General features: G+C 69.8%; 20 protein-coding genes. 15 read left to right on the plus strand and 5 right to left on the minus strand.

Annotated features, from left to right (window positions below; all coding sequences use genetic code 11):
• Positions 1–164: 164 nt before the first annotated feature.
• The 3 genes from sbnA to ACFY1J_RS26100 all read left to right on the plus strand — a co-directional run bounded on the left by sbnA (position 165) and on the right by ACFY1J_RS26100 (position 4,186).
• Positions 165–1,151 carry a 2,3-diaminopropionate biosynthesis protein SbnA gene (sbnA, locus tag ACFY1J_RS26090; protein WP_390732047.1) on the plus strand — a complete coding sequence of 329 codons (987 nt, stop codon included), beginning with the start codon at positions 165–167 and terminating at the stop codon, positions 1,149–1,151.
• Between the two features lie 546 nt (positions 1,152–1,697).
• Entirely contained in the window at positions 1,698–3,353 is a 1,656-nt protein-coding gene (locus ACFY1J_RS26095; protein ID WP_390732048.1) for a protein kinase, read from the plus strand.
• Positions 3,350–4,186, plus strand: a complete 837-nt coding sequence (locus ACFY1J_RS26100) for a hypothetical protein (protein ID WP_390732049.1) — start codon at positions 3,350–3,352, stop codon at positions 4,184–4,186. Before ACFY1J_RS26095 ends, ACFY1J_RS26100 begins: the two co-directional genes overlap by 4 nt.
• 116 nt (positions 4,187–4,302) lie before the next feature.
• Here ACFY1J_RS26100 and ACFY1J_RS26105 read toward each other — a convergent pair whose 3' ends face one another.
• Positions 4,303–5,052 carry a helix-turn-helix transcriptional regulator gene (locus ACFY1J_RS26105; protein ID WP_390709375.1) on the minus strand — a complete coding sequence of 250 codons (750 nt, stop codon included), beginning with the start codon at positions 5,050–5,052 and terminating at the stop codon, positions 4,303–4,305.
• A gap of 122 nt (positions 5,053–5,174) precedes the next feature.
• Here ACFY1J_RS26105 and ACFY1J_RS26110 point away from each other — a divergent pair, with 122 nt between their 5' ends.
• The 5 genes from ACFY1J_RS26110 (at position 5,175) to ACFY1J_RS26130 (ending at position 7,314) form a co-directional block, all read left to right on the plus strand.
• Positions 5,175–5,717, plus strand: coding sequence for a DUF2231 domain-containing protein (locus ACFY1J_RS26110; protein WP_390709376.1), 543 nt, complete (start codon positions 5,175–5,177; stop codon positions 5,715–5,717).
• Positions 5,718–5,748: 31 nt separating this feature from the next.
• Complete coding sequence (locus tag ACFY1J_RS26115) at positions 5,749–6,207, plus strand: hypothetical protein (protein WP_390709377.1); 459 nt, start codon at positions 5,749–5,751, stop codon at positions 6,205–6,207.
• Positions 6,208–6,348: 141 nt separating this feature from the next.
• Positions 6,349–6,693: a hypothetical protein gene (locus tag ACFY1J_RS26120; protein ID WP_390709378.1), complete on the plus strand. Its 345-nt coding sequence runs from the start codon at positions 6,349–6,351 to the stop codon at positions 6,691–6,693.
• Positions 6,690–7,136, plus strand: coding sequence for a MerR family transcriptional regulator (locus ACFY1J_RS26125; RefSeq protein WP_390709379.1), 447 nt, complete (start codon positions 6,690–6,692; stop codon positions 7,134–7,136). The genes ACFY1J_RS26120 and ACFY1J_RS26125 overlap by 4 nt, the downstream gene beginning before the upstream one ends.
• Positions 7,117–7,314, plus strand: a complete 198-nt coding sequence (locus ACFY1J_RS26130) for a hypothetical protein (protein ID WP_390732050.1) — start codon at positions 7,117–7,119, stop codon at positions 7,312–7,314. The genes ACFY1J_RS26125 and ACFY1J_RS26130 overlap by 20 nt, the downstream gene beginning before the upstream one ends.
• A 137-nt stretch (positions 7,315–7,451) precedes the next feature.
• Here the strand turns inward: ACFY1J_RS26130 and ACFY1J_RS26135 are convergent, their stop codons facing one another.
• A complete protein-coding gene (locus ACFY1J_RS26135; RefSeq protein ID WP_390709381.1) occupies positions 7,452–8,048 on the minus strand; it encodes an NADPH-dependent FMN reductase in 597 nt (198 codons plus the stop codon).
• A gap of 113 nt (positions 8,049–8,161) precedes the next feature.
• Here ACFY1J_RS26135 and ACFY1J_RS26140 point away from each other — a divergent pair, with 113 nt between their 5' ends.
• From ACFY1J_RS26140 to ACFY1J_RS26150, 3 genes are all read left to right on the plus strand, one after another.
• Complete coding sequence (locus ACFY1J_RS26140; protein ID WP_390709382.1) at positions 8,162–8,998, plus strand: helix-turn-helix domain-containing protein; 837 nt, start codon at positions 8,162–8,164, stop codon at positions 8,996–8,998.
• Positions 8,999–9,082: 84 nt separating this feature from the next.
• Complete coding sequence (locus ACFY1J_RS26145; RefSeq protein WP_390709383.1) at positions 9,083–9,736, plus strand: maleylpyruvate isomerase N-terminal domain-containing protein; 654 nt, start codon at positions 9,083–9,085, stop codon at positions 9,734–9,736.
• A gap of 377 nt (positions 9,737–10,113) precedes the next feature.
• Entirely contained in the window at positions 10,114–11,547 is a 1,434-nt protein-coding gene (locus ACFY1J_RS26150) for an alpha/beta hydrolase (RefSeq protein WP_390732051.1), read from the plus strand.
• Here ACFY1J_RS26150 and ACFY1J_RS26155 read toward each other — a convergent pair whose 3' ends face one another.
• The gene (locus ACFY1J_RS26155) at positions 11,548–13,164 is read right to left on the minus strand and encodes a cation acetate symporter (protein WP_390732052.1); all 1,617 of its coding nucleotides are present in this window, start codon (positions 13,162–13,164) and stop codon (positions 11,548–11,550) included.
• Positions 13,161–13,559: a DUF485 domain-containing protein gene (locus ACFY1J_RS26160; RefSeq protein ID WP_390732053.1), complete on the minus strand. Its 399-nt coding sequence runs from the start codon at positions 13,557–13,559 to the stop codon at positions 13,161–13,163. Before ACFY1J_RS26160 ends, ACFY1J_RS26155 begins: the two co-directional genes overlap by 4 nt.
• A 381-nt stretch (positions 13,560–13,940) precedes the next feature.
• Between ACFY1J_RS26160 and ACFY1J_RS26165 the strand changes: the two genes are divergently transcribed.
• The 4 genes from ACFY1J_RS26165 to ACFY1J_RS26180 all read left to right on the plus strand — a co-directional run bounded on the left by ACFY1J_RS26165 (position 13,941) and on the right by ACFY1J_RS26180 (position 18,327).
• Entirely contained in the window at positions 13,941–14,948 is a 1,008-nt protein-coding gene (locus ACFY1J_RS26165; RefSeq protein ID WP_390709387.1) for an NADP-dependent oxidoreductase, read from the plus strand.
• Entirely contained in the window at positions 14,945–15,760 is an 816-nt protein-coding gene (locus ACFY1J_RS26170) for an SDR family NAD(P)-dependent oxidoreductase (protein ID WP_390732054.1), read from the plus strand. The genes ACFY1J_RS26165 and ACFY1J_RS26170 overlap by 4 nt, the downstream gene beginning before the upstream one ends.
• A gap of 255 nt (positions 15,761–16,015) precedes the next feature.
• On the plus strand, positions 16,016–17,584 hold the full coding sequence (locus ACFY1J_RS26175; RefSeq protein WP_390732055.1) for a carbohydrate-binding protein: 1,569 nt from the start codon (positions 16,016–16,018) through the stop codon (positions 17,582–17,584).
• A gap of 392 nt (positions 17,585–17,976) precedes the next feature.
• Positions 17,977–18,327, plus strand: coding sequence for a hypothetical protein (locus tag ACFY1J_RS26180; RefSeq protein ID WP_390732056.1), 351 nt, complete (start codon positions 17,977–17,979; stop codon positions 18,325–18,327).
• 15 nt (positions 18,328–18,342) lie between these two features.
• Here the strand turns inward: ACFY1J_RS26180 and ACFY1J_RS26185 are convergent, their stop codons facing one another.
• Positions 18,343–18,792 carry a DUF5707 domain-containing protein gene (locus ACFY1J_RS26185; protein WP_390732057.1) on the minus strand — a complete coding sequence of 150 codons (450 nt, stop codon included), beginning with the start codon at positions 18,790–18,792 and terminating at the stop codon, positions 18,343–18,345.
• Between the last annotated feature and the right edge of the window lie 106 nt (positions 18,793–18,898).

The following is an 18,898-nucleotide window of genomic DNA, read 5'->3' on the forward strand; positions in this document are numbered from 1 at the left end:
ACGGGGCGCATGTCAAGCCCCGAATTTCGGTGGCATGACACGGCCGCTCCGAATTGGCGTACTGGAGACGTTCCGGCGAGTCGAAACTCGCCGCCGAATTCCTCTCCCCCGCGACACCGAGACGGATCAGCGGCCGGAAGGCCTCCCCGATCGAGGAGACGAGCATGCCTGTCATATCCGCCCCCCAGGCCTTCAACCAGGACGACCTCTACGTCGACCTGGAGGGAATATTCGAGCACCCCTTGTTCCTCAAATGCGAGGGATTCAATTTCGCGGGCTCGATCAAACTGAAGGCCGCCACCGAAATGGTCGAGGCCGCCGAACGCGACGGCCGGCTGACGCCGGACTCGATTCTGGTGGAGTCGTCATCGGGCAATCTGGGCGTGGCTCTGAGCATGATCGCGGCCAACAAGGGATACCGGTTCGTGTGCGTGACCGACTCCCGCTGCAACCTGGCGACCCGGATGATGATGGAGGCCCTGGGCGGCCAGGTCCACATCATCACCGAGCCCGACCCGGTCGGCGGCCTGCTCGGCGCACGCATCCGACACGTCCACGCACTGTGCGATTCCGACGACCGGTATGTGTGGCTCAACCAGTACGCCAACCCCAGCAACGGCAGGGCCCACTACCGAAGGACAGCCCCGGCCATCGCCCGGCAGTTCCCGGACCTGGATGTGCTGTTCGTCGGGGCCGGAACCACCGGAACCCTGATGGGCTGCGCACGTTATTTCCGCGAGTGGCACCGGCCGGTGCGTATCGTGGCCGTCGACGCCATCGGCTCGGTGACCTTCGGCGGCGCACCTGGCCGGCGGATGATTCCCGGCCTGGGCACCAGCAGGCGCCCGCCGTTGCTGGACGAGTCGTATGTCGACGATGTGGTGCGGGTGGCGGAGGCCGACACCATTCGGGCCTGTCACCGGCTGGCCGGGCGTGGGTTTCTGTTCGGGGGTTCCACCGGCACCGTGGTCAGCGGCGCGATGGACTGGCTGGCTCGTCGGGACGAACGGGAGCTGACCGCGGTGGCCATCGCGCCGGATCTGGGTGAGCGGTATCTGGAGACCGTCTACCAGACCGCCTGGGTGGAGGACCTGTACGGCGATGACGTCCTCGACTCCCGGCCGCTGAGCATCCCGTCCCAGGCAGCCTGACCACCGGGCGGGACCGGCGACGGCCTGTGAGAGAGGTGGCACGGTGTTGGGTCCTCTCCGCCGCGGGCACCGCCGCGACGGCACGCCGGTGGGCAAAGTTGTCTATATAACTTCGCCCCTCAGGAAGCCGTTGCATGGCGTCGTCTCCGTGAACGACGGGTTACCGCCGCACGGGGAAACAGACGGAAGTCCGAGGATGCCCTGTGCACGCCGAGGGGGCCGGGTCTCCACCCCCAACACCCCCTCTGGGCAGCGATGTTCAAGGTCAGCTGGCCTTCGCGGCGGTCCGCGGAAGCGGAGAACGCCACACCCTCCCGAGCGACGGCACGGACGCTCGCGATGCCATGCGCCGTTCAGCAAGTCACGCCGCTCTGTGCACACAGCGGGGCCAGGCGACCTTTCGCGTCCCCACCGTCCGCAATGGCGAAGCCGTGACGGCCCCGGCACCACATCGCAACCCTGGTGGCCGAAAATATGTCTCTCAACGCGTGCCCGAAGCTTTGGATCCAATGGGATTCCGGTGGCACGGCGGATCGGGGGGACCGAATGAACGCATGGGGAGTGCCCGGATACACCGAGTCGCTGGAGCTCGGATCGGGGGCGAGCGGACGGGTCGTACTGGCCGTGCACGAGGAGACCGGCGTTCCGGTCGCGGTGAAGTACCTCAGCGACTCACTGCGCACCCGACCGGGCTTCGTGCACGAGTTCAGGGCTGAGGCGCGACTGCTCGGCGGACTGGAAAGCCCGTACGTCGCCGAACTGTATGAATACGTCGAGAGCCCGGACGGCGCCGCCATCGTGATGGAGCTGGTGGACGGAGTCTCGTTGCGGACCCTGCTGACCAGGGAGGGTCCGCTGGAGCCCGAGGCCGCGCTCGTCGTCCTCAAGGGCTCGCTGCTCGGCCTGGCCGACGCGCACCGCGTCGGCGTCGTGCACCGCGACTACAAGCCCGAGAACGTCCTGGTCGTGACGGACGGATCGTCCAAGCTCGTCGACTTCGGGATCGCCGTGGACACCGGCACGAGCGTCGGCATCGCGGGCACCCCCTCCTACATGGCTCCGGAGCAGTGGACCGGCGCCCCCGCCTCGCCCACCGCCGATGTGTACGCGGCCACGGCCACGTTCTTCGAGTGCCTGACGGGCCACAAGCCGTACGCGGGTGACAACCTCGCCGAGCTCGCGCTGCGGCACGTGGACGCGCCCATCCCCACGGACGAGGTCCCCGAGGGGGTGCGGGAACTGGTGCGGCGCGGACTGGCCAAGGACCCGGAGGAACGGCCCACCCACGCCGAGGCGTTCGTCTCGGACCTGGAGGCGGCCGCCGGCGCCGCCTACGGGCCGGACTGGGAGGAACGCGGCCGCGGCCGGCTCGCCGCGCTGGTGGCACTGCTGCCGCTGCTGCTGCCCTCCGCGCGCCACGCCCCGCAAACCACCACGGACATCGCACGCACGGTCCTGGGCCAGGAGACGGGCCACGGCCGGATCGGGTCGTGGCTCCCCGGCCGGCCCGGGATGCTGGTGACCGCCGCGGCCCTGCTCCTGGGCATCGTCCTGGCCTACGGCGTCCAGCACACCCCGGCACCGGCTCCACAGCAGGCCGCACAGGCCCTGGCCACCACCAGCGCCCAGCCCGGCATGACAACGCCCGGGCCCACCGAACCGACTTCGTCGGCCGACCCGTCCGTGTCCCCGACGCCCACCGCATCCTCCAGTTCGTCGCCCTCGGGCGCGGAGACCTCGGGAACCCCCGGCACCGACGACCCCTCGGCGTCCGCCACCACGGCTCCGTCCGAGGCGACGACGACCGGCGGGACGACCGGCGGGTCGACCACCGACCCGACGCCGACGAGCAGTTCCCCCGCCCCGCCGACCGCTCCCGCCGTCAAGGACGTCGCCGTGTCGGCCTTCCGGCAGACGGGTCCGTCCACCGCCACGGCGACGATCGACATCACCACGGACGGCACCGGGCCGGTCTCCCTCACCGTCTCGTGGTTCACGAGCAATGTCGCAGGCGTGCTCGGCACCCCGGACGGCGGGTCCCAGACCTTCCAGCGCAACGGCGCCACCCACTACACGATCCCCGTCGACCACACCTTCCAGACCACGGGTTGCTACTGGGCGGTACAGGCCACGACGACCCCGGCCGCCGCCGACGGCGGCGCCTCTCAGCAGCTACTGACCAGGCAGTGTGAGCTCCGATGACCACGCACGACGACAGCACCCCCGCGCCGGCCGGGGACAGCGAGCCCACGCGTGTGCTCGGCTCCGGCGACGAGCACGCCCCGACCGTCCGCCTCCCCGCCACCGGGGAACGCCCCCCGGCCGACGAACCCGGCCCGGCGGACGCCGAGTACAGCGCCACCGTGCTCGGCAGCCAGTGGATCCAGCGGCCCGAGCACGACGACACCAAGGCCCTCACCGAGAACACCGACACCCTCGTGGAGCCCACCGCCACGAAGATCGAGCCCGCCGCCACGAAGATCGCGCCGACCGTCACGAAGATGGTGGCGCCGACCGCAGCGACGCGACCGGACCGTGTCGAAGGCACCGTGCTGCGCTTCGGCCCGGGAGTGACGGCCGCCGTCGCCCATCGCACGCACAGCACGCTGCCCGCCGTGCCACAGACCGCGACGCCGCCCCGGCATCGCCGCCTACGCCGACACGCCCTGCCGACGCTGGTACTGATCTGCGTCATCGCGTTCCTGCTCTGGCAGCGCCTCGGTCCGTCGGTACAGGTGCGCACGGTGGCGGTCACAGCCCGGCCGACGGCTGTCGGGTGCGACGACACCGCGGACATCGTCGGCGTCGTCACCACGAACGGCCGACCGGGCAAGCTCTCCTACCGCTGGATCCGCAGCGACGGCACCACCTCGGACGTCCTGCGCGAAACGGTGACCCGAGGCCAGAAGCGCGCACGACTGCACCTCCTGTGGACCTTCCAGGGCAAGGGCGACTACCAGGCACAGGCCGAACTGCGCATCCTCTCCCCCACCCACCGCACGGTTGCCACCCAGCTCACATACGACTGCCCCTGACCGTCATGATGCAGCGGTGCACAGGATGGTCGCACTGCGGGTGATGGGCCGCAGGTCACGGTGAACAGGTGTCATGGCTGTGCCGCAGCATGCACCCCACACCGCAGTCGCGGGAGTCAGCACTCCTCGGCTGTCTGGTCATCGTCAGCGCTGCTGGGACCGAGCCGGACGCAGCATTCCCCCGGCTCGGGGGCCGGCACGGCTTGGATTCCGTTGACCTCAAGGCCGTTCAGGTAGCCGCTGAGGAAGGCCTGGTTCATGCCGCACACCAGGTCGGGGGCCTTGGCGGCCAGCGGGTGGAAGGGGCAGTTGCGCAGTCGGAGGTGGGTCGGGGTTTCACGAACGGGCTCGTAGCCGTACCCGTCCAGCAGGCGCTCGCACGCGGTCAGCCCGCGCTCCGGACCCAGACGCCCCGGGCGGGTCTCCTCCCGCGCGGCCTCGCCCATCCGCCGGCCTCGCTGCTCGGCGGTCCGTACCGCTGCCTGCGCGGCGCTTTCGTCCGCACGCTCGGTCAGCACGGCTTCGAGGAGAAGGTCCGCCAGGAGTTCATGGCGCCGCTCGGGGATGCTGACGCTGATCTGGGCGTCCGTGGGTTCGTACACCTTCGGCTGTCTGCCGACCTTGCGGATCCCGCCCGGAGTTCCGTACCGCGCGCGCAGCAGCCCCGCTTCGACCAGCTTGTCGAGATGGAAGGCCGCGAGCTTGCGCGAGATGCCGACGCTGGCGGCGGCCTCGTCGCGGGTGACGGCGCGGCGGGCGCGCCGGATGAACGTGAACAGGCGCCGCCGTGAGTCCTCGCTCAGGACGCTGACGGAGTCTATGGCGGCGTTGGCCGCGCCGGCCTGCGGAGTCGAGTCAGGGGTCACGAGAACACGGTAACTCCAGCCTGTATGGGCACAACTATCCTTTTTGGTCTTCTGTCCTGCATGCCTTGACGCCCGTCATCAATAAGTCCAAGAATTGTTGGTGAAACCGGTGGGAGGTTGCCATGGCCACTGAGTCTCAGCTCCAGGCGAAGCGACCGGTCACTGCCGCGCTTGCCGGCCCGTACGGCCACCCGTTCCACCCGATCCTGGTGACGGTGCCGATCGGTGCGTGGGTGGCCAGTCTGGTCTTCGACATCGCTTCCCGTTTCGTCCACCGTCCGGGGTTCCTGACCCAGGGCTCGGAGTGGTTGATCGCGGTGGGGGTGATCGGTGCCCTGCCGGCGGCCATGGTCGGGTTCCTCGACCTGTTCGCGATTCCCGCCGGTAGCAGGGCCTTTCGTACGGCCTTGGTCCATATGACGCTGAACCTGCTGGTGACCGCCGCCTACGTCGTCAACTTCCTGTGGCGCTACAGCGACTACGCCGACGGCGGGAGTGTCGGCGTCGGCAGGCTCGTCCTGTCCGCAGTCAGCCTGGCAGTCCTGGGCGTCTCGGGATTTCTGGGCGGCAAGCTCGCCTACCGCTACGGCGTACGGGTCGCCGACGAGGGCACGCAGGCCGAGGGATATGCGCCCGGCCCACGTCGCCCGACGTCGTCCGGCTGACATCGGTCTCGTCCTCACTCGGGAGTTCCCCATGGACATCGCCGCACTGATCGCCTGGGTGGCCACCGCCTCCGGCGGCTCCTACATGCTCGGCACCTGGATCCAACGAGGCGGAATCCGGCAGCAGCAGTCCGGCACCAGCCGTATGCCCGCACCGGTCGTCTTCGGACACTTCGCCCTGGCCGCTGTCGGCCTGGTGGTGTGGATCATCTATGTCGTGGCCGACAAGAGCGCCCTGGCCTGGACCGCGTTCGGTCTGCTGCTGCCGGTCGCCCTGCTGGGCTTCGTGATGCTGGCCCGCTGGATCCCCGTCTACCAGGACCGGACAGCGGCAGGGGCGGCGCCGGCCGCCGCGGCGGCTCACGGCGCCGAGGCGGCCGTCCCCGCCGAGCGGCACTTCCCACTGCCGGTGGTACTGGCACACGGGCTGTTCGCCGTGGTGACCCTCGTTCTCGTCCTGCTCACCGCCGTGGGCATCGGCGGCAGCTGACCCGACCGGCCAGGTCGGGCACCGGCTTCGCCCGGCGCCGATCGGAGCTTGCATCCGGTACCTGGGTACCTGGGTACAGGTTTACCGTCGGTGGTGTCCCGGGCTGCGGTGCTCGGGGACGCCGTGACGGGAGTGAGCGCGATGACCGACCTGGGATGGGTGCCCCAGTCCTGCACTCTGCCGACGACGGAACGGCCCTTGCGGGTGGCGGAGTGGGATGCGCTGTTCAGCGAGCGGCTGACGGACGTGTCCCGGCCTGAACCGTTGCTCCTGCGCCTGGAGCTGTCCGGTGGCGGCGCTGTTCAGGACCGGGTCCGCGACCTGGCCGAGCGGGAGAGCGGCTGCTGCTCGTTCTTCACCTTCACCGTTGCGGGCGAGGGCTCCCGAGTACGCCTGGACATCGCGGTGGATCAGGCGCACGCACTGGTCCTGGACGTACTCGCCAACCGTGCTGGAGCCCTGGCCGGAACGGGGGAACAGCCGTGAGTGAGGGGCTGCGCAGCGGTCAGGTCGCCGAGGCTGCCGGTGTGAACATCCAGACCCTGCGCTACTACGAACGCCGCGGCCTGCTGGCCGAGCCGCTGCGCAGTCCCGGCGGTCACCGGCTGTACGGCGACGACGCGGTCACCGCACTTCGCGTGATCAAGGCGGCCCAGCGCCTCGGCTTCACCCTGGATGAGGTCGCCGAGTTGCTGGAGACCGGCCGCCACCGCCACGGCCGCCCCGTCGCCGGTCTGCAGGAGCGTGCGAGGGCGAAGCTCGCCGAGGTCGACGCGAAGATCGCGGACCTGACCACGATCCGCGCGGCCCTGGTCGCCGCTGTCGAGGCGGGCTGCGACGACCTGACCGCGTGCGCCGGCAGTGCCTGCTGCCCCATCCCCTTCACCGACCTCGCCGAGGAGCACCGTCATGCCGGACCCTGCTGCTGACCCGCGCGTCCACCGGACACCGAAGGCGCTGGCGGGCCTCGCCGGACTGGCCTGCCTGGCCTGCTGTCTGCTGCCCGTCCTGATGACGGCGGGAGTCGTAGGCGCGGGAGCCTCCGCCGTGGTGGGCTGGCTTCCCGCCCTCGCCCTCGCTCTGGCTGCGCCGGCCGGGGCCACCTGATGGTTCGGCCGGCGCCGCTCCTCTTGCTCTTGCGGGTCCACGGCCACGAGCGAACACGGATGCGGCTGCAAGGCCGACAACGACCCGCTGAAGATCACCGGTCACGTCCGTAGGCAGGGCCGGCCGTGCCCAGGACTTCATGCCGGATAGGGAGCGGCTTTGCGCGCCGACCGCAGCGCACTCGCCCACCAGGCCAGCTGGTCGAGCAACGTCTTGGCGTACCCGGGGGCCTCGGGGTCGAGCGGGCGGCCGTCCTGCCACGCCGTGAAGTAGTTCGGGAAGGCGAGACCATCGCGAATCGTCACCGCATGCAGCTCCGTCAGTACGTTCTCCAGGTGCAGCACGGCGTGCCGGCCACCCGCCGCGCCTCCGTAGCTGACGAAGGCGACGGGCTTGGCGGTCCACTGGGTGAAGTGCCAGTCGATGGCCGCCTTCAACGAGGCGGGATAGCTGTGGTTGTACTCCGGCGTGACCACGATGAACGCATCGGCGCTCTCCAGAGCGGATGTCAGTGCCGCCATTCCGGCGGGGCGGGGGTAATCGTCGCCGGCGAACTTCGGGGATGCGGCGGGCAGCGCGAGCGGAATGTCGATCTCGGCCAGATCGACCACGTCCACTTCGAAACCACCATGTGCGCCTGCCTGTTGGGCGACCCACGAGGCAACGGCCGGGCCGAACCGTCCTTCCCGAACGCTTCCGACGATGACGACGAGCCTGGGCTTGTTGTTGTCCATGGCCACCACGTTCAGGCCTCCCCCGTGGCCGCAACCAGACCGCGCTCAGGCTGGCCCCCGCAGGGCCACCTTCAGCACTCCGCTGTCAGGGAGCGGCGCCGTATGCTCGCGGCATGGGCACGCCGTTGGGGGACTTCATCCGGGCCAAGCGCGACAGCACCCAGCCGGAATCGCTGGGGCTGCCGGAGCACGGGCGTCGCCGGTCGCCCGGTCTACGACGCTCGGATCTGGCCGTGCGGGCGGGCATCAGCGTGGAATACCTGACCCGGCTGGAGCAGGGCCGTGACCGCAACCCCTCGGTGGCGGTGGTGAACGCGCTGGCCGACGCGCTCAGCCTCGACCCCTCGGAGCGCAACCACCTGCGCTATCTCGCGAAGATCACCGGCGGCGAATGTTCCGCGCACAGCCAACCGGCACCACCGCGCCGCGATGTTCGGCCCTCCGTCCGGGAGACACTCCGCCTCCTCGAACCGGGCATCGCCATGGTGACCAACCGGCTGGGCGACGTCCTCGCCCGCACCAGCGGCTACGAGTTGGTGATGGACGCAAGCGGTCTGCTCGACGCGGCCGCCCCGAACCTCACCCGGTACGTCTTCACCAACCCCCGCGCCAGAACGTTCTTCGCCGACTGGGGTGACGTCGCGGACGAGCAGGCATTCGACCTGTGGCTCGGACCGTCCGTCGAGAACTCCGAGTGGTTCACCGCGGAACTCGCACCCGTCGCCGGCCCCGACTTCACACAGCGCCTGAATCGTCACGTGGTTCCGCCCCGCGGAGTCCTCCGGCTCAACCACCCCTCCGGGTGCGAACTTCGGCTGCTCCGCGAAACGCTCGAACTCTCCGAGGACGGCCAGCAACTGGTCGTCTTCCTCCCCGCGGACGACGGGACGGCCGAGGCCATCGACCAACTCCGCGTCCCGCCCCAGGGCGTGCTCCGGGCCATCTCGTGACGCACTCGCCGATCCAGGACCACGGTCGAGCCGACCGCCCGCGTCCGCTTGTCCACCACCCCGGCCCTGAAATACCGTGCCGCGGTGGACCTCTTCTCACGCTCGTGGACGGCATTGCGCTCGACGGTCGCCGACATCCCGGACGAGGACTTCGAGCAGCCCTCCGGCTGCGGCGGCTGGCTCGTGCGGGATCTGGTCTGTCATCTGCTCATCGGCGCCCAGGACGTGCTGATCACCCTGGTCACACCCGCCGACGCCGAACCGACCGTGGACGCGGTCACCTACTGGCAGCTCGTCGAACCGCCCACCGGTGAGGACCCGCTCGACGCGCTGATCCCCCGGCTGGCCGCCGCATACGGCGAGCCGCGCCGGCTCAAGCACCACTTCGACGACGTCGGCTCCGCCGCGGGCCGCGCCGCCGAACTCGCCGATCCCGCCCGGCGTGTCAGCACCCGCGACCAGATCCTGACCGTCGCCGACTACCTGTCCGCGTACGTCGTCGAGTGGACCCTGCACCACCTCGACCTGATCGCGCATCTGCCCGCGTCCGCCGAGCCGCCCGCCGAGACCCTCGCCTCGGCACGCGCTTCGCTGGAGAGGATCGCCGGGAGCTCGTTTCCCGCCTCGTTCTCCGACAGGGCCGCCCTGCTGATCGGCACCGGACGACGGACGCCGACCGACACGGAGAAGGCCGCGCTCGGCGACCTCGCGGCGAAGCTCCCACTCGTCCTGGGCTGAGCGCTGCCGCTTCTTCGTCTGCTGTTCTCACCCGAAGAGGCTTGCTCCGTTCAGCCGTCATGGGCTGGCGTGCCGTGTCCGACCACGGTGTCGTTGAAGCGGACGCGCACCGGCGTAAGAGGCGCTGGTGGCGTGAGGCGCCTGGCTGCGCGGGGGCGGAGCTGAGGGACAGAGCTGAAGGACTGAGCATGGCCATATCCGGCTCCACAGCTGTCCGAGCGCGTCGTGCCGCTGCCATCGCCACGGCCGTGAGCTGCCTGGCGGTCGTGGGCACCGCGCAGAACGTCAGCGCGGCCGACGGACCGGCGCCGCCGGTGCCTGCCCCGCAGTTGGAGTGGAAACCCTGCGCTCGGGGCCCTGAGTTCGACTGCGCAACCGTGAAGGTGCCGCTGGACTACCGCAACCCCGGTCGTCGCACCATCGAACTGGCGGTCGTCAAGCGGAAGGCGACCGGCCCCGGACGGCGTATCGGCACCCTGTTCTTCAACCCCGGCGGTCCCGGCGGCCCCGGAACGGTGCAGATGCCGCAGAACTACCAGCTCTTCCCGCAGGAGATACGGGCACGGTTCGACATCGTCAGCTGGGATCCACGCGGAGTCGGCAACAGCACCGCCGTGAACTGCTTCGCAAGTCCCGAGGAAGCCAAGGCGTGGATGTCGGGCAGGCCCGCCGGCTTCCCCGTGGGCGAGCGGCAGCGGGCGGACTGGATCGCCGCGTACAAGGATCTGTCCCGGCGCTGCCGGCAGCACGACCCCGAGCTCCTGCGCCACGTGTCGACCGCGGACACCGCCCGCGACCTCGACCAGCTGCGCCGGGCGGTGCGCGAACCGCAACTGACCTATCTGGGCATCTCCTACGGCACGTTCCTCGGCGCCACCTATGCCGAACTCTTTCCCGGCAAGGTCCGCGCCATGGTTCTCGACAGCAACATCGATCCGCAGGCCTGGACGAACCACGCCTCCGACGAGGAACCCGAACTACCGGTGTTCCTGCGCATGGGTTCGGACCGCGGCGCGGCGGCAACCCTGGACCAGTTCCTCAGCCTGTGCGGATCGACCCCCGTCGACGCCTGCGCGTTCTCGGCCGGCAGCCCCGAAGCGACACGGGCCAAGTTCGACGAGCTGATGCGGCGTCTGAGGGCGCACCCGGTGGGCGCGTGGACCTATGGCCGGACGGTCGGTGACATGGTGAGCGCCCTCAACGTCGTCCACCCCGGCTGGACGGACCTCGCCGACAGGCTGCAGAACCTGTGGCAGGGGCGCGTACCGAAGCCGTCCGCGCCCCTGCCCGCACCGCCCGTACCGATCCCGTACCTGGGCGAGGAACAGGGTGGTGCCGTGCTGTGCTCCGACAGCCCCAATCCACGCGACCCCGGTGTCTACCACGCTCTGGAGGAAGCCGCCGCCATCGGCGCGGGCGATTCCGGACGCTTCTGGACCTGGGCGGCGGAGCCGTGTGCCACCTGGCCGGCGGTGGCCGCAAACCGCTATCGCGGCCCGTGGAACAAGCCGACGGCCCACCCCGTGCTGGTGGTCGGCACCAGATACGACCCCGCCACTCCCTACCGAGCGGCGCAGGCCATGGCCAAGGACCTGGCCGACGCCCGCCTTCTCACCAACGACGGGTACGGACACACCGCCATGCTCAACCCCAGCGACTGTGTCGACGCGTACGAGAGCCGCTACCTCGTCGACGGCACCCTCCCGCCGGCCGGAGCAACGTGCCGGCCGGACAGGGCCCCGTTCGCCGCACCCGAGCCACGGGGCGGCATCGCCACGGGCGGCGGAGGGCTGGCGCCCGCCGCCTCCTGATCACTCCGCCGCGGCGAGCAGCCGTGCCTCGCTCTCCTCGTACAGCAGCCGGTTCTCCTGGCTTTCGGCAGCGTTGCGTCGGTGGTCCATTCGGCTGCCCAGCCAGCCCGCCAGATAGCCGACCGGGATGGAGACCAGGCCGGTGGACTGCATGGGGAACCAGCCGAAGTCCGCGTTCGGGAAGACCGAGGCCGGCGTGCCCGAAACGGCCTTGGAGAAGACCATCAGCACGAGCGCGCCGGCCGCGCCTGCGTAGAGGCTCGCGAGCAGGCCGGTACGTGTGAATCCGCGCCAGAAGAGGGAGTAGGTCAACGCGGGGGCCACGGCCGACGCCCCGATGCAGATCGCCAGTGTCGTCAGCACGCCGACGTCCCAGTTCTGGACCAGGGTGGAGAGCGCGATGGCAACGGCTCCCACGACCACGCTCGCCCAGGCGGCCACCGTCATCTCCGTACGCGGCGCCGCCTGTCCCCGCCGCGCCGCGTGGGTGAACAGGTCGTGGGCGAGCGACGAGGCCGCGGCCAGGGTCATCCCCGCGACCGAGGACAGCAGGGTGATGAACACCGTGCCGGCTACGGCCGCGTAGAGGATCGTCGAGCCCGCGGAGCCGGGGCCGCCGCCGAGCATCCGGGACAGTATGAGCACCGACGTCCTGCCGTGCGGGTCGGCCGCGGTGATGTAGCGGGATCCCACCAGGGCCGCCGCACCGGTACCCAGGATGATCACGATCAGGCAGAAGGTCGTGACCGTGCCGACCGCCCAGGACATGGAGCGGCGCACGGCGGGTACGTCGCGGGCGGAGTACAGACGCATCGTGATGTGCGGCAGGCAGGCCGCGCCGAGGATCACGGTGATCTGGAGACTGGCGAAGTCCAGCCGGTCACCGGCGGAGGTGCCCAGTTGCAGGCCCTGCCGGAGGTAGGCGGAGCCGGCGCCGCTGCCGTGCTGGGCGGCCCGGAGGACGTCGCCGGGGTTCCAGTCGAAGCGGTTCAGTACCAGGGCGGCGACGACGAGACTGGTGCCCAGCAGGAGCACGATCTTGATCATCTGGATGAGGGCGGTGCCGCGCATGCCGCCGATCGCCGCATAAATGATCATCAGGCTGCCGACGAGGACGATGCATGTCGTCCTGGCGCCCGCCGAGTGCGGGATGCCCAGGATGAAGGTGAGCAGCGATCCGGCCCCGGAGAGCTGGACGACGAGGAAGGGGAGGGTCGCCGCCAGGGTCACCACGCAGGAGGCGATACGGACGGCACGCCCGGGCATGTTGCGGGCCAGGACGTCGCCCATGGTGAACTTGCCGGCGTTGCGCAGGGGTTCGGCCAGCAGGAACATCAGCAGCACCAGCGACATGGCCGTGCTGACCGCCAGGACATAGCCGTCGTATCCGGCGAGCGCGACGATGCCGGTGGTGCTCAGCACCGTGGCCGCGGAGATGTAGTCACCGGCGATCGCCAGGCCGTTCCTGAGCGGCGTGAGCGAGAGGTAGCCGGTGTAGAAGTTCGTCAGGTCGTCGCGGTCCGGCCCGGCCATCACGCACATGAGAAGGGTGAGGGTGACCAGGACGGTGAACAGGATCAGGACGGTGGCCTGCGTCCCGGAGCCGAAGTCGGTCATCGTGCCACCCCGGCGTTCCGGGTCGACGCGGCCGCCCGTTCCCTGACGAGCCGTGCCAGCGGGTCCACCGAGCGTCGTGCGCTGCGCCCGTACCAGAGGATCGCCGCGAAGGTGACGACGAGCTGGAAGACGCCGAGCGCCATGCCCAGGCTCACCTCACCGGCGATGGCGGATCCCATCAGGTCCGGCGCGAAGCAGGACAGCAGCACGTACAGCACGAAGGAGCCGAGCGCGGTCAGCGTGGAGACCCGGCGCAGCACGCGGTAGGCCGAGCGGAGGGCGACGAGGTCGGCATTCCGGCGATCGGTCTCGCGTGCGTACGGTTCCTGCCGGGGGACTCGCCCGTACGGGTCGTACGGCAGGGCGTCGTATCCGTACGAGTCGTACCCGGGCACGTCGCGTCCGTACGACTCCTGCCAAGGATCCCGCGCGTACGACTCGTACCGAGGGGTGTGGCCAGGGGCCCGGCCCTGCGGCCGTGACCATCCCGTGGGTGCTGGTGGCGGATGCCGGTGGTCGTCGGCGTATGTCATCGCATGGCCTTCCGGTGCGGCTCTGATCCGTGGGGGCGGGCAGGAGAGCGGGCGTGGGGGCGCACGTTACCGACCAGTCGGAATGCCTGATAACCCTGTTGGGCGTTACGTTTTCGGCTCGATCCGGCATCCGGGTGAGGTCCCTGAGGACAAGATCACCTAGACGCTGTGGCGAAGATCACGCATCGCCGCGTACCTACTGGTCGGTATGGTCACCAGGAGCCGTGAGCGACAGGAGGCATGATGTCTGCGACCAACCGTCAGATCCGTCTGGCAGCGCGCCCCGTGGGTGACGTGAAACCCGAGGACTGGGAGCACTGTTCCGGGCTCGTCGAGGAACCGGGCCCGGGACGGTTCGCGGGCCGGACGCGCGTCATCTCCCTGGACCCGGCCATGCGGGGGTGGCTGGACGACCGCCCTTCCTATCTGCCGCCCGTGGGCATCGGTGAGGTGATGCGCGCCGGATCGGTCATCGAGGTCACCGCGTCCAACCACCCCGACTACCAGCCCGGCGACCACGTGGTCGGCACGTTCGGCGTCCAGGAGTACGTGGTCTCCGACGGCCGGGGCGCCATGAAGGTCGACACCTCCCTCGCCCCGCCCTCCACCTATCTGGGGGCACTGGGCATGCCCGGCATGACCGCCTATTTCGGCCTGTTGGACGTCGGGGCGCTGAAGGACGGCGAGACCGTGGTGGTGTCCGGGGCGGCCGGCGCGGTCGGGACCATCGCGGGTCAGATCGCGAAGGCCAAGGGCTGCCGGGTCGTGGGCATCGCCGGAGGGCCGGAGAAGTGCGCGCTGCTCACCGACGAGCTGGGATTCGACGCGGCGATCGACTACCGCGCCGAGGACGTCAGGAAGGCGCTGCGCCGGCACACCCCTGACGGCATCGACGTCTACTTCGACAACGTCGGAGGGGAGATCCTCGACGCGGCCCTGACCCGGCTGGCGATGCACGCGCGCGTCGTGGTCTGCGGCGCGATCAGCCAGTACAACAACGCCACGCCGGTCCACGGCCCGTCCAACTACCTCTCGCTGCTGGTGCGTCGCGCCCGCATGGAGGGCTTCGTCGTCTTCGACTACGCCAAGCGCTACGCGGAGGCCGCACAGGAGATCTCCGCCCTGATCGGCGCCGGCCGCATCAAGGTCAAGGAACACGTGGTCAGGGGCACGCTGGACGACTTCCCCGAGACCCTGCAGATGCTCTTCCGCGGCGAGAACGTCGGCAAGCTCGTGCTGGAGCTGTCGTGACCGCCGGCCAGAGGGCGACCGCCGCCGCACGGAGCGAACAGGCGGGCGGCGGCCCGCTCCAGGGCAAGGTGGCCATCGTGACCGGCGGTGCCAGCGGACTGGGCCGGGCCTCGGCACTGACGCTGGCCGAGGCCGGGGCCAAGGTGGTCGTCGCCGACCTCGACGCACGGGGCGGCCGGGAGGTGGCCGAGCTGGTCGGCGGCCAGTTCCGCGCCTGTGACGTCTCCGACCTCGACGCCAACCGCGCCCTGGTCGACTTCGCCCAGGAGCAGTACGGCGGTGTCGACATCGCGTTGCTCAACGCGGGGGTGGCGACCGGATGCGGGGTCGGCGAGGACTTCGACCCGGCGCGCTACCGCCGCGCGATGGGCGCCAACCTCGACGGCGTCGTCTTCGGCACCCACGCGGTGCTGCCGGCGCTGCGGGCGCGCGGTGGCGGCTCGATCGTGGCGACCGCGTCCCTGGCGGGCCTGGCGGCAGTGCCGCTCGATCCCCTGTATGCGGCCAACAAGCACGCGGTCGTCGGACTCGCCCGCTCCCTGGGACCGGCTCTTGCGCCGGACAGCGTGCGCTTCAACGCGGTCTGCCCGGGGTTCGCCGAGTCGCGGATCATCGACCCGCTGCGCGACATGCTCTCCGAGCAGGGACTGCCGGTCATCCCGGCTCAGGTTGTGGCGGACACGGTGCTGCGGATCGTCACCGGTGACGGCACCGGGGAGTGCTGGTTCATCCAGGCCGGCCGCGAACCGGAGCCGTTCCGCTTCCGCAACGTGCCCGGTCCCGGTTCCGGCAAGGTCACCGCCGGCATCTGAGAGCGCACACGGCAGGCCTGGCTGGGCGCGGGGTACTTCTACCCCGCGCCCAGCGCTGCCGCTCGACCGATGGCTCGGCCCAGAGGGAGGGAACACTCCCGCCGCGGATTCATGGTCGTGAACAATGAACACGGAACCAAGTCTTGACGCGCCTATGACAGCTCTCTAACTTCACGAGAAAGCGCTTTCCGTACCTGTGCGTCGCACACAACCGTGAGCACTGTTCACACAACCGAACAGAATCCGAGGCGAACGATGCACCTGAGACCAGTCATCGCATCCGTCGGCCTGCTGGCCGGCACGCTCGTCGCGCTCTCCGGCACCACAGCGCAGGCCGCGACCACCCGTTACGAGGCAGAGAACTCCCCAGCGGTCTGCACCGGCACCATCGACTCCGACTGGACCGGCTACTGGGGCAGCGGATTCTGCAACGGCACCAACGCGGTCGGCGCCTACGCCCAGTTCACCGTGAACGCCTCCACCGCCGGCACGGCAACGCTGCAGATCCGCTTCGCCAACGGAACCACCGCCGCACGACCCGCCGACGTGACGGTGAACGGCTCGACCACCACGTCGGCGTCCTTCGAGAGCACGGGCGCATGGGGGACATGGGCGACCAAGACGCTCACCGTGCCGGTCGGCGCGGGAAGCAACACCATCCGCCTCAACCCGACCGCCTCCACCGGCCTGCCCAACATCGACTACGTGGACGCCGAGGTCTCCACCGCGACGACGGGCACCGTGCTGTACGTGTCGCCGAACGGCAGCGACAGCGCGGCCGGAACACAGTCGGCCCCGACGACGCTCACCTCGGCGATCAGCCGCATCACGCCCGGCGGCACCATCTACCTGCGCGGCGGGACGTACAACTACTCCTCGACGGTCACCGTCCCGCAGGGCAACGACGGCACCTCCGGCGCCCGCACAACCCTGTCCGCCTACCCGGGCGAGACCCCCGTGCTGAACTTCTCCGCCCAGAGCGAGAGTTCGTCGAACCGCGGACTCCAGCTGAATGCCTCGTACTGGCGCGTCTACGGCATCACCGTCGAGCACGCCGGTGACAACGGAATCTACGTCGGCGGCAGCAACAACGTCATCGAGCGCGCGGTGACGCGCTACAACCGCGACACGGGACTGCAGCTCGGACGGATCTCCTCCAGCACCCCGAGCAGCCAGTGGCCGTCCAACAACCTGGTCCTGAGCTCCGAGTCGCACGACAACGCCGACTCCGACGGCGAGGACGCGGACGGCTTCGCCGCGAAGCTCACCACCGGCACCGGGAACGTCTTCCGCTACGACGTCTCCCACAACAACATCGACGACGGCTGGGACCTCTACACCAAGACCGACACCGGCGCCATCGGCCCGGTGACCATCGAGTACTCCCTCTCCTACAACAACGGCACGCTCAGCGACGGCACCGTCAACTCCAACGGCGACCGCAACGGCTACAAGCTCGGCGGCGACGACATCGCGGTCAACCATGTCGTCCAGCACAGCGTCGCCTACCACAACGGCCATCACGGATTCACGTACAACAGCAACCCCGGCAGGATGGCCATTTCGAACAACGCCAGTGTCGACAATGCCGAGCGCAACTTCTCCTTCGACGCCGGGACTTCGGTGTTCCGGAACAACACCTCGTGCCGGTTCGCCGGCAGCGGGTCGAACGACAAGACCATCGGTGACGCCGACAGCTCCAACCAGTTCTGGACCGGCTCGAACGGGTCCCGGTGCTCCTCGTACTCCGGCGCCCTGGGCTGGTCCTTCGCCGCGAACGGCAGTCTCGTCGTCACCTTCGGCGGCAAGGTGGTGACGCCGTAACCGGCCGCCCCGGCCATCAACCCCGGCGTCGGCGAGGGCACGCGACACCCTCGCCGGCGCCCCTTGCGACGTTGGACGACCGCCACAGTGACACTGTCGGCGGGTGCTGCGCTGTACGGGATGACCCCGCCACGGGGCACGCGGTACCCCTTTCGATCCTGACTTCCCGGAGGGGTATCACCCACCGCGGCAGGCAGGCGTACTCCTCCCCCCGTCGCCTGCCTGCCCCGGGCGTTCGGGCGGGACGGCCCGGATCGTTCGCGAATCCGCCCCACACGGGACTCCGCCGAACGGATGAGGGAGAAACCTTCCCTTTCAAAGTCTCCACGTACGAGGCCGGGTGAGAGGTAAAGGTGCGGTGGTCTTGGCGTCTTTCAGGAAACGAGAACTCCGTGCGTATCCGGCACTCCATCTCCGCAGCAGTCGGTGCCCTTGCCCTCACCGCCGTTCTGTCCACACCCGCGCATGCCGCGACCGGCGACTTCAGCTACAAGTTCATCGGCCTCAACGGGAAGCCGTACCCGGCCACTCTCCACAACCCGTCGAGCGGCGCATGCCTCGTCATCCCGGAGGCCGCGGACCCGGGCGCCTCCGAACCCGCCTTCGCCCCGCACAACGACACGGACGAGATCGCGGTGGTCTTCACCGAGCCCGACTGCACCGGCGCCTTCTGGATCCTGCGCCCACACGGTGCGCCGGCCACCGACCGCTTGAAGCTGCGCTCGGTCGTCTTCCTCCGGTGAGCGCCTCCATGCCGCTCAGCGAGTCACGGTGAAGTCCGCTGCCTTGGGCACGAACACCGTGTCGCCGTCCTTCGCGGTGACAAGGACCGCGACGTGCCACGTCCCGCGCGGTGCCGTGGCGGCGTCCGTGCCGGAGACCTTCGCGGTGTACCGGCACGTAGCGGCTGCGTCCCCGGCCGCCGTGCACGTGGCGGACTCGACGGCGGACATCTCCTTGGCCGTCGGGGTCGGCTTCATGCTTCCCGGCCAGGCCAGAACCTTCACGCTCCGCACTCCCGAGTCGTCCGTCACACGGGTCGTGAAGGAGATCGAGCCGTCGTGGCCGGTGGCCGGCGCGATGTAGTCGGCGGAGCTGTCCTTCACCGCCGGTCCGTCCTCGGAGGCCTGCGCCACGAAGGCGTAGGCACCGGCCGCTCCCAGCACGGCAACAGCGGCGAGCCCGGAAACGATGATGCGCCTGGACATGAAACCAACCCCCGTAGACAGGTCAACCGCCTTGTGTGTCCACCGCGTTCGCGGCGTTGGCTTCATCCTTGTCCAGCCGCTGACCGTGCGGCATGAGCACAACTAC

Origin of the sequence: Streptomyces sp. NPDC001406 (assembly GCF_042895285.1) — a bacterium.
In the GTDB taxonomy this organism is placed as follows: Bacteria; Actinomycetota; Actinomycetes; order Streptomycetales; family Streptomycetaceae; genus Streptomyces.

What these genes read in the sequence shown, in the direction of transcription:
- sbnA (WP_390732047.1), top strand. Translation starts at nt 165, where the DNA reads ATGCCTGTCATATCCGCCCCCCAGGCCTTCAACCAGGACGACCTCTAC.
- ACFY1J_RS26095 (WP_390732048.1), top strand. Translation starts at nt 1,698, where the DNA reads ATGAACGCATGGGGAGTGCCCGGATACACCGAGTCGCTGGAGCTCGGA.
- ACFY1J_RS26100 (WP_390732049.1), top strand. Translation starts at nt 3,350, where the DNA reads ATGACCACGCACGACGACAGCACCCCCGCGCCGGCCGGGGACAGCGAG.
- ACFY1J_RS26110 (WP_390709376.1), top strand. Translation starts at nt 5,175, where the DNA reads ATGGCCACTGAGTCTCAGCTCCAGGCGAAGCGACCGGTCACTGCCGCG.
- ACFY1J_RS26115 (WP_390709377.1), top strand. Translation starts at nt 5,749, where the DNA reads ATGGACATCGCCGCACTGATCGCCTGGGTGGCCACCGCCTCCGGCGGC.
- ACFY1J_RS26120 (WP_390709378.1), top strand. Translation starts at nt 6,349, where the DNA reads ATGACCGACCTGGGATGGGTGCCCCAGTCCTGCACTCTGCCGACGACG.
- ACFY1J_RS26130 (WP_390732050.1), top strand. Translation starts at nt 7,117, where the DNA reads ATGCCGGACCCTGCTGCTGACCCGCGCGTCCACCGGACACCGAAGGCG.
- ACFY1J_RS26135 (WP_390709381.1), bottom strand. Translation starts at nt 8,048, where the DNA reads ATGGACAACAACAAGCCCAGGCTCGTCGTCATCGTCGGAAGCGTTCGG.
- ACFY1J_RS26140 (WP_390709382.1), top strand. Translation starts at nt 8,162, where the DNA reads ATGGGCACGCCGTTGGGGGACTTCATCCGGGCCAAGCGCGACAGCACC.
- ACFY1J_RS26155 (WP_390732052.1), bottom strand. Translation starts at nt 13,164, where the DNA reads ATGACCGACTTCGGCTCCGGGACGCAGGCCACCGTCCTGATCCTGTTC.
- ACFY1J_RS26165 (WP_390709387.1), top strand. Translation starts at nt 13,941, where the DNA reads ATGTCTGCGACCAACCGTCAGATCCGTCTGGCAGCGCGCCCCGTGGGT.
- ACFY1J_RS26175 (WP_390732055.1), top strand. Translation starts at nt 16,016, where the DNA reads ATGCACCTGAGACCAGTCATCGCATCCGTCGGCCTGCTGGCCGGCACG.
- ACFY1J_RS26185 (WP_390732057.1), bottom strand. Translation starts at nt 18,792, where the DNA reads ATGTCCAGGCGCATCATCGTTTCCGGGCTCGCCGCTGTTGCCGTGCTG.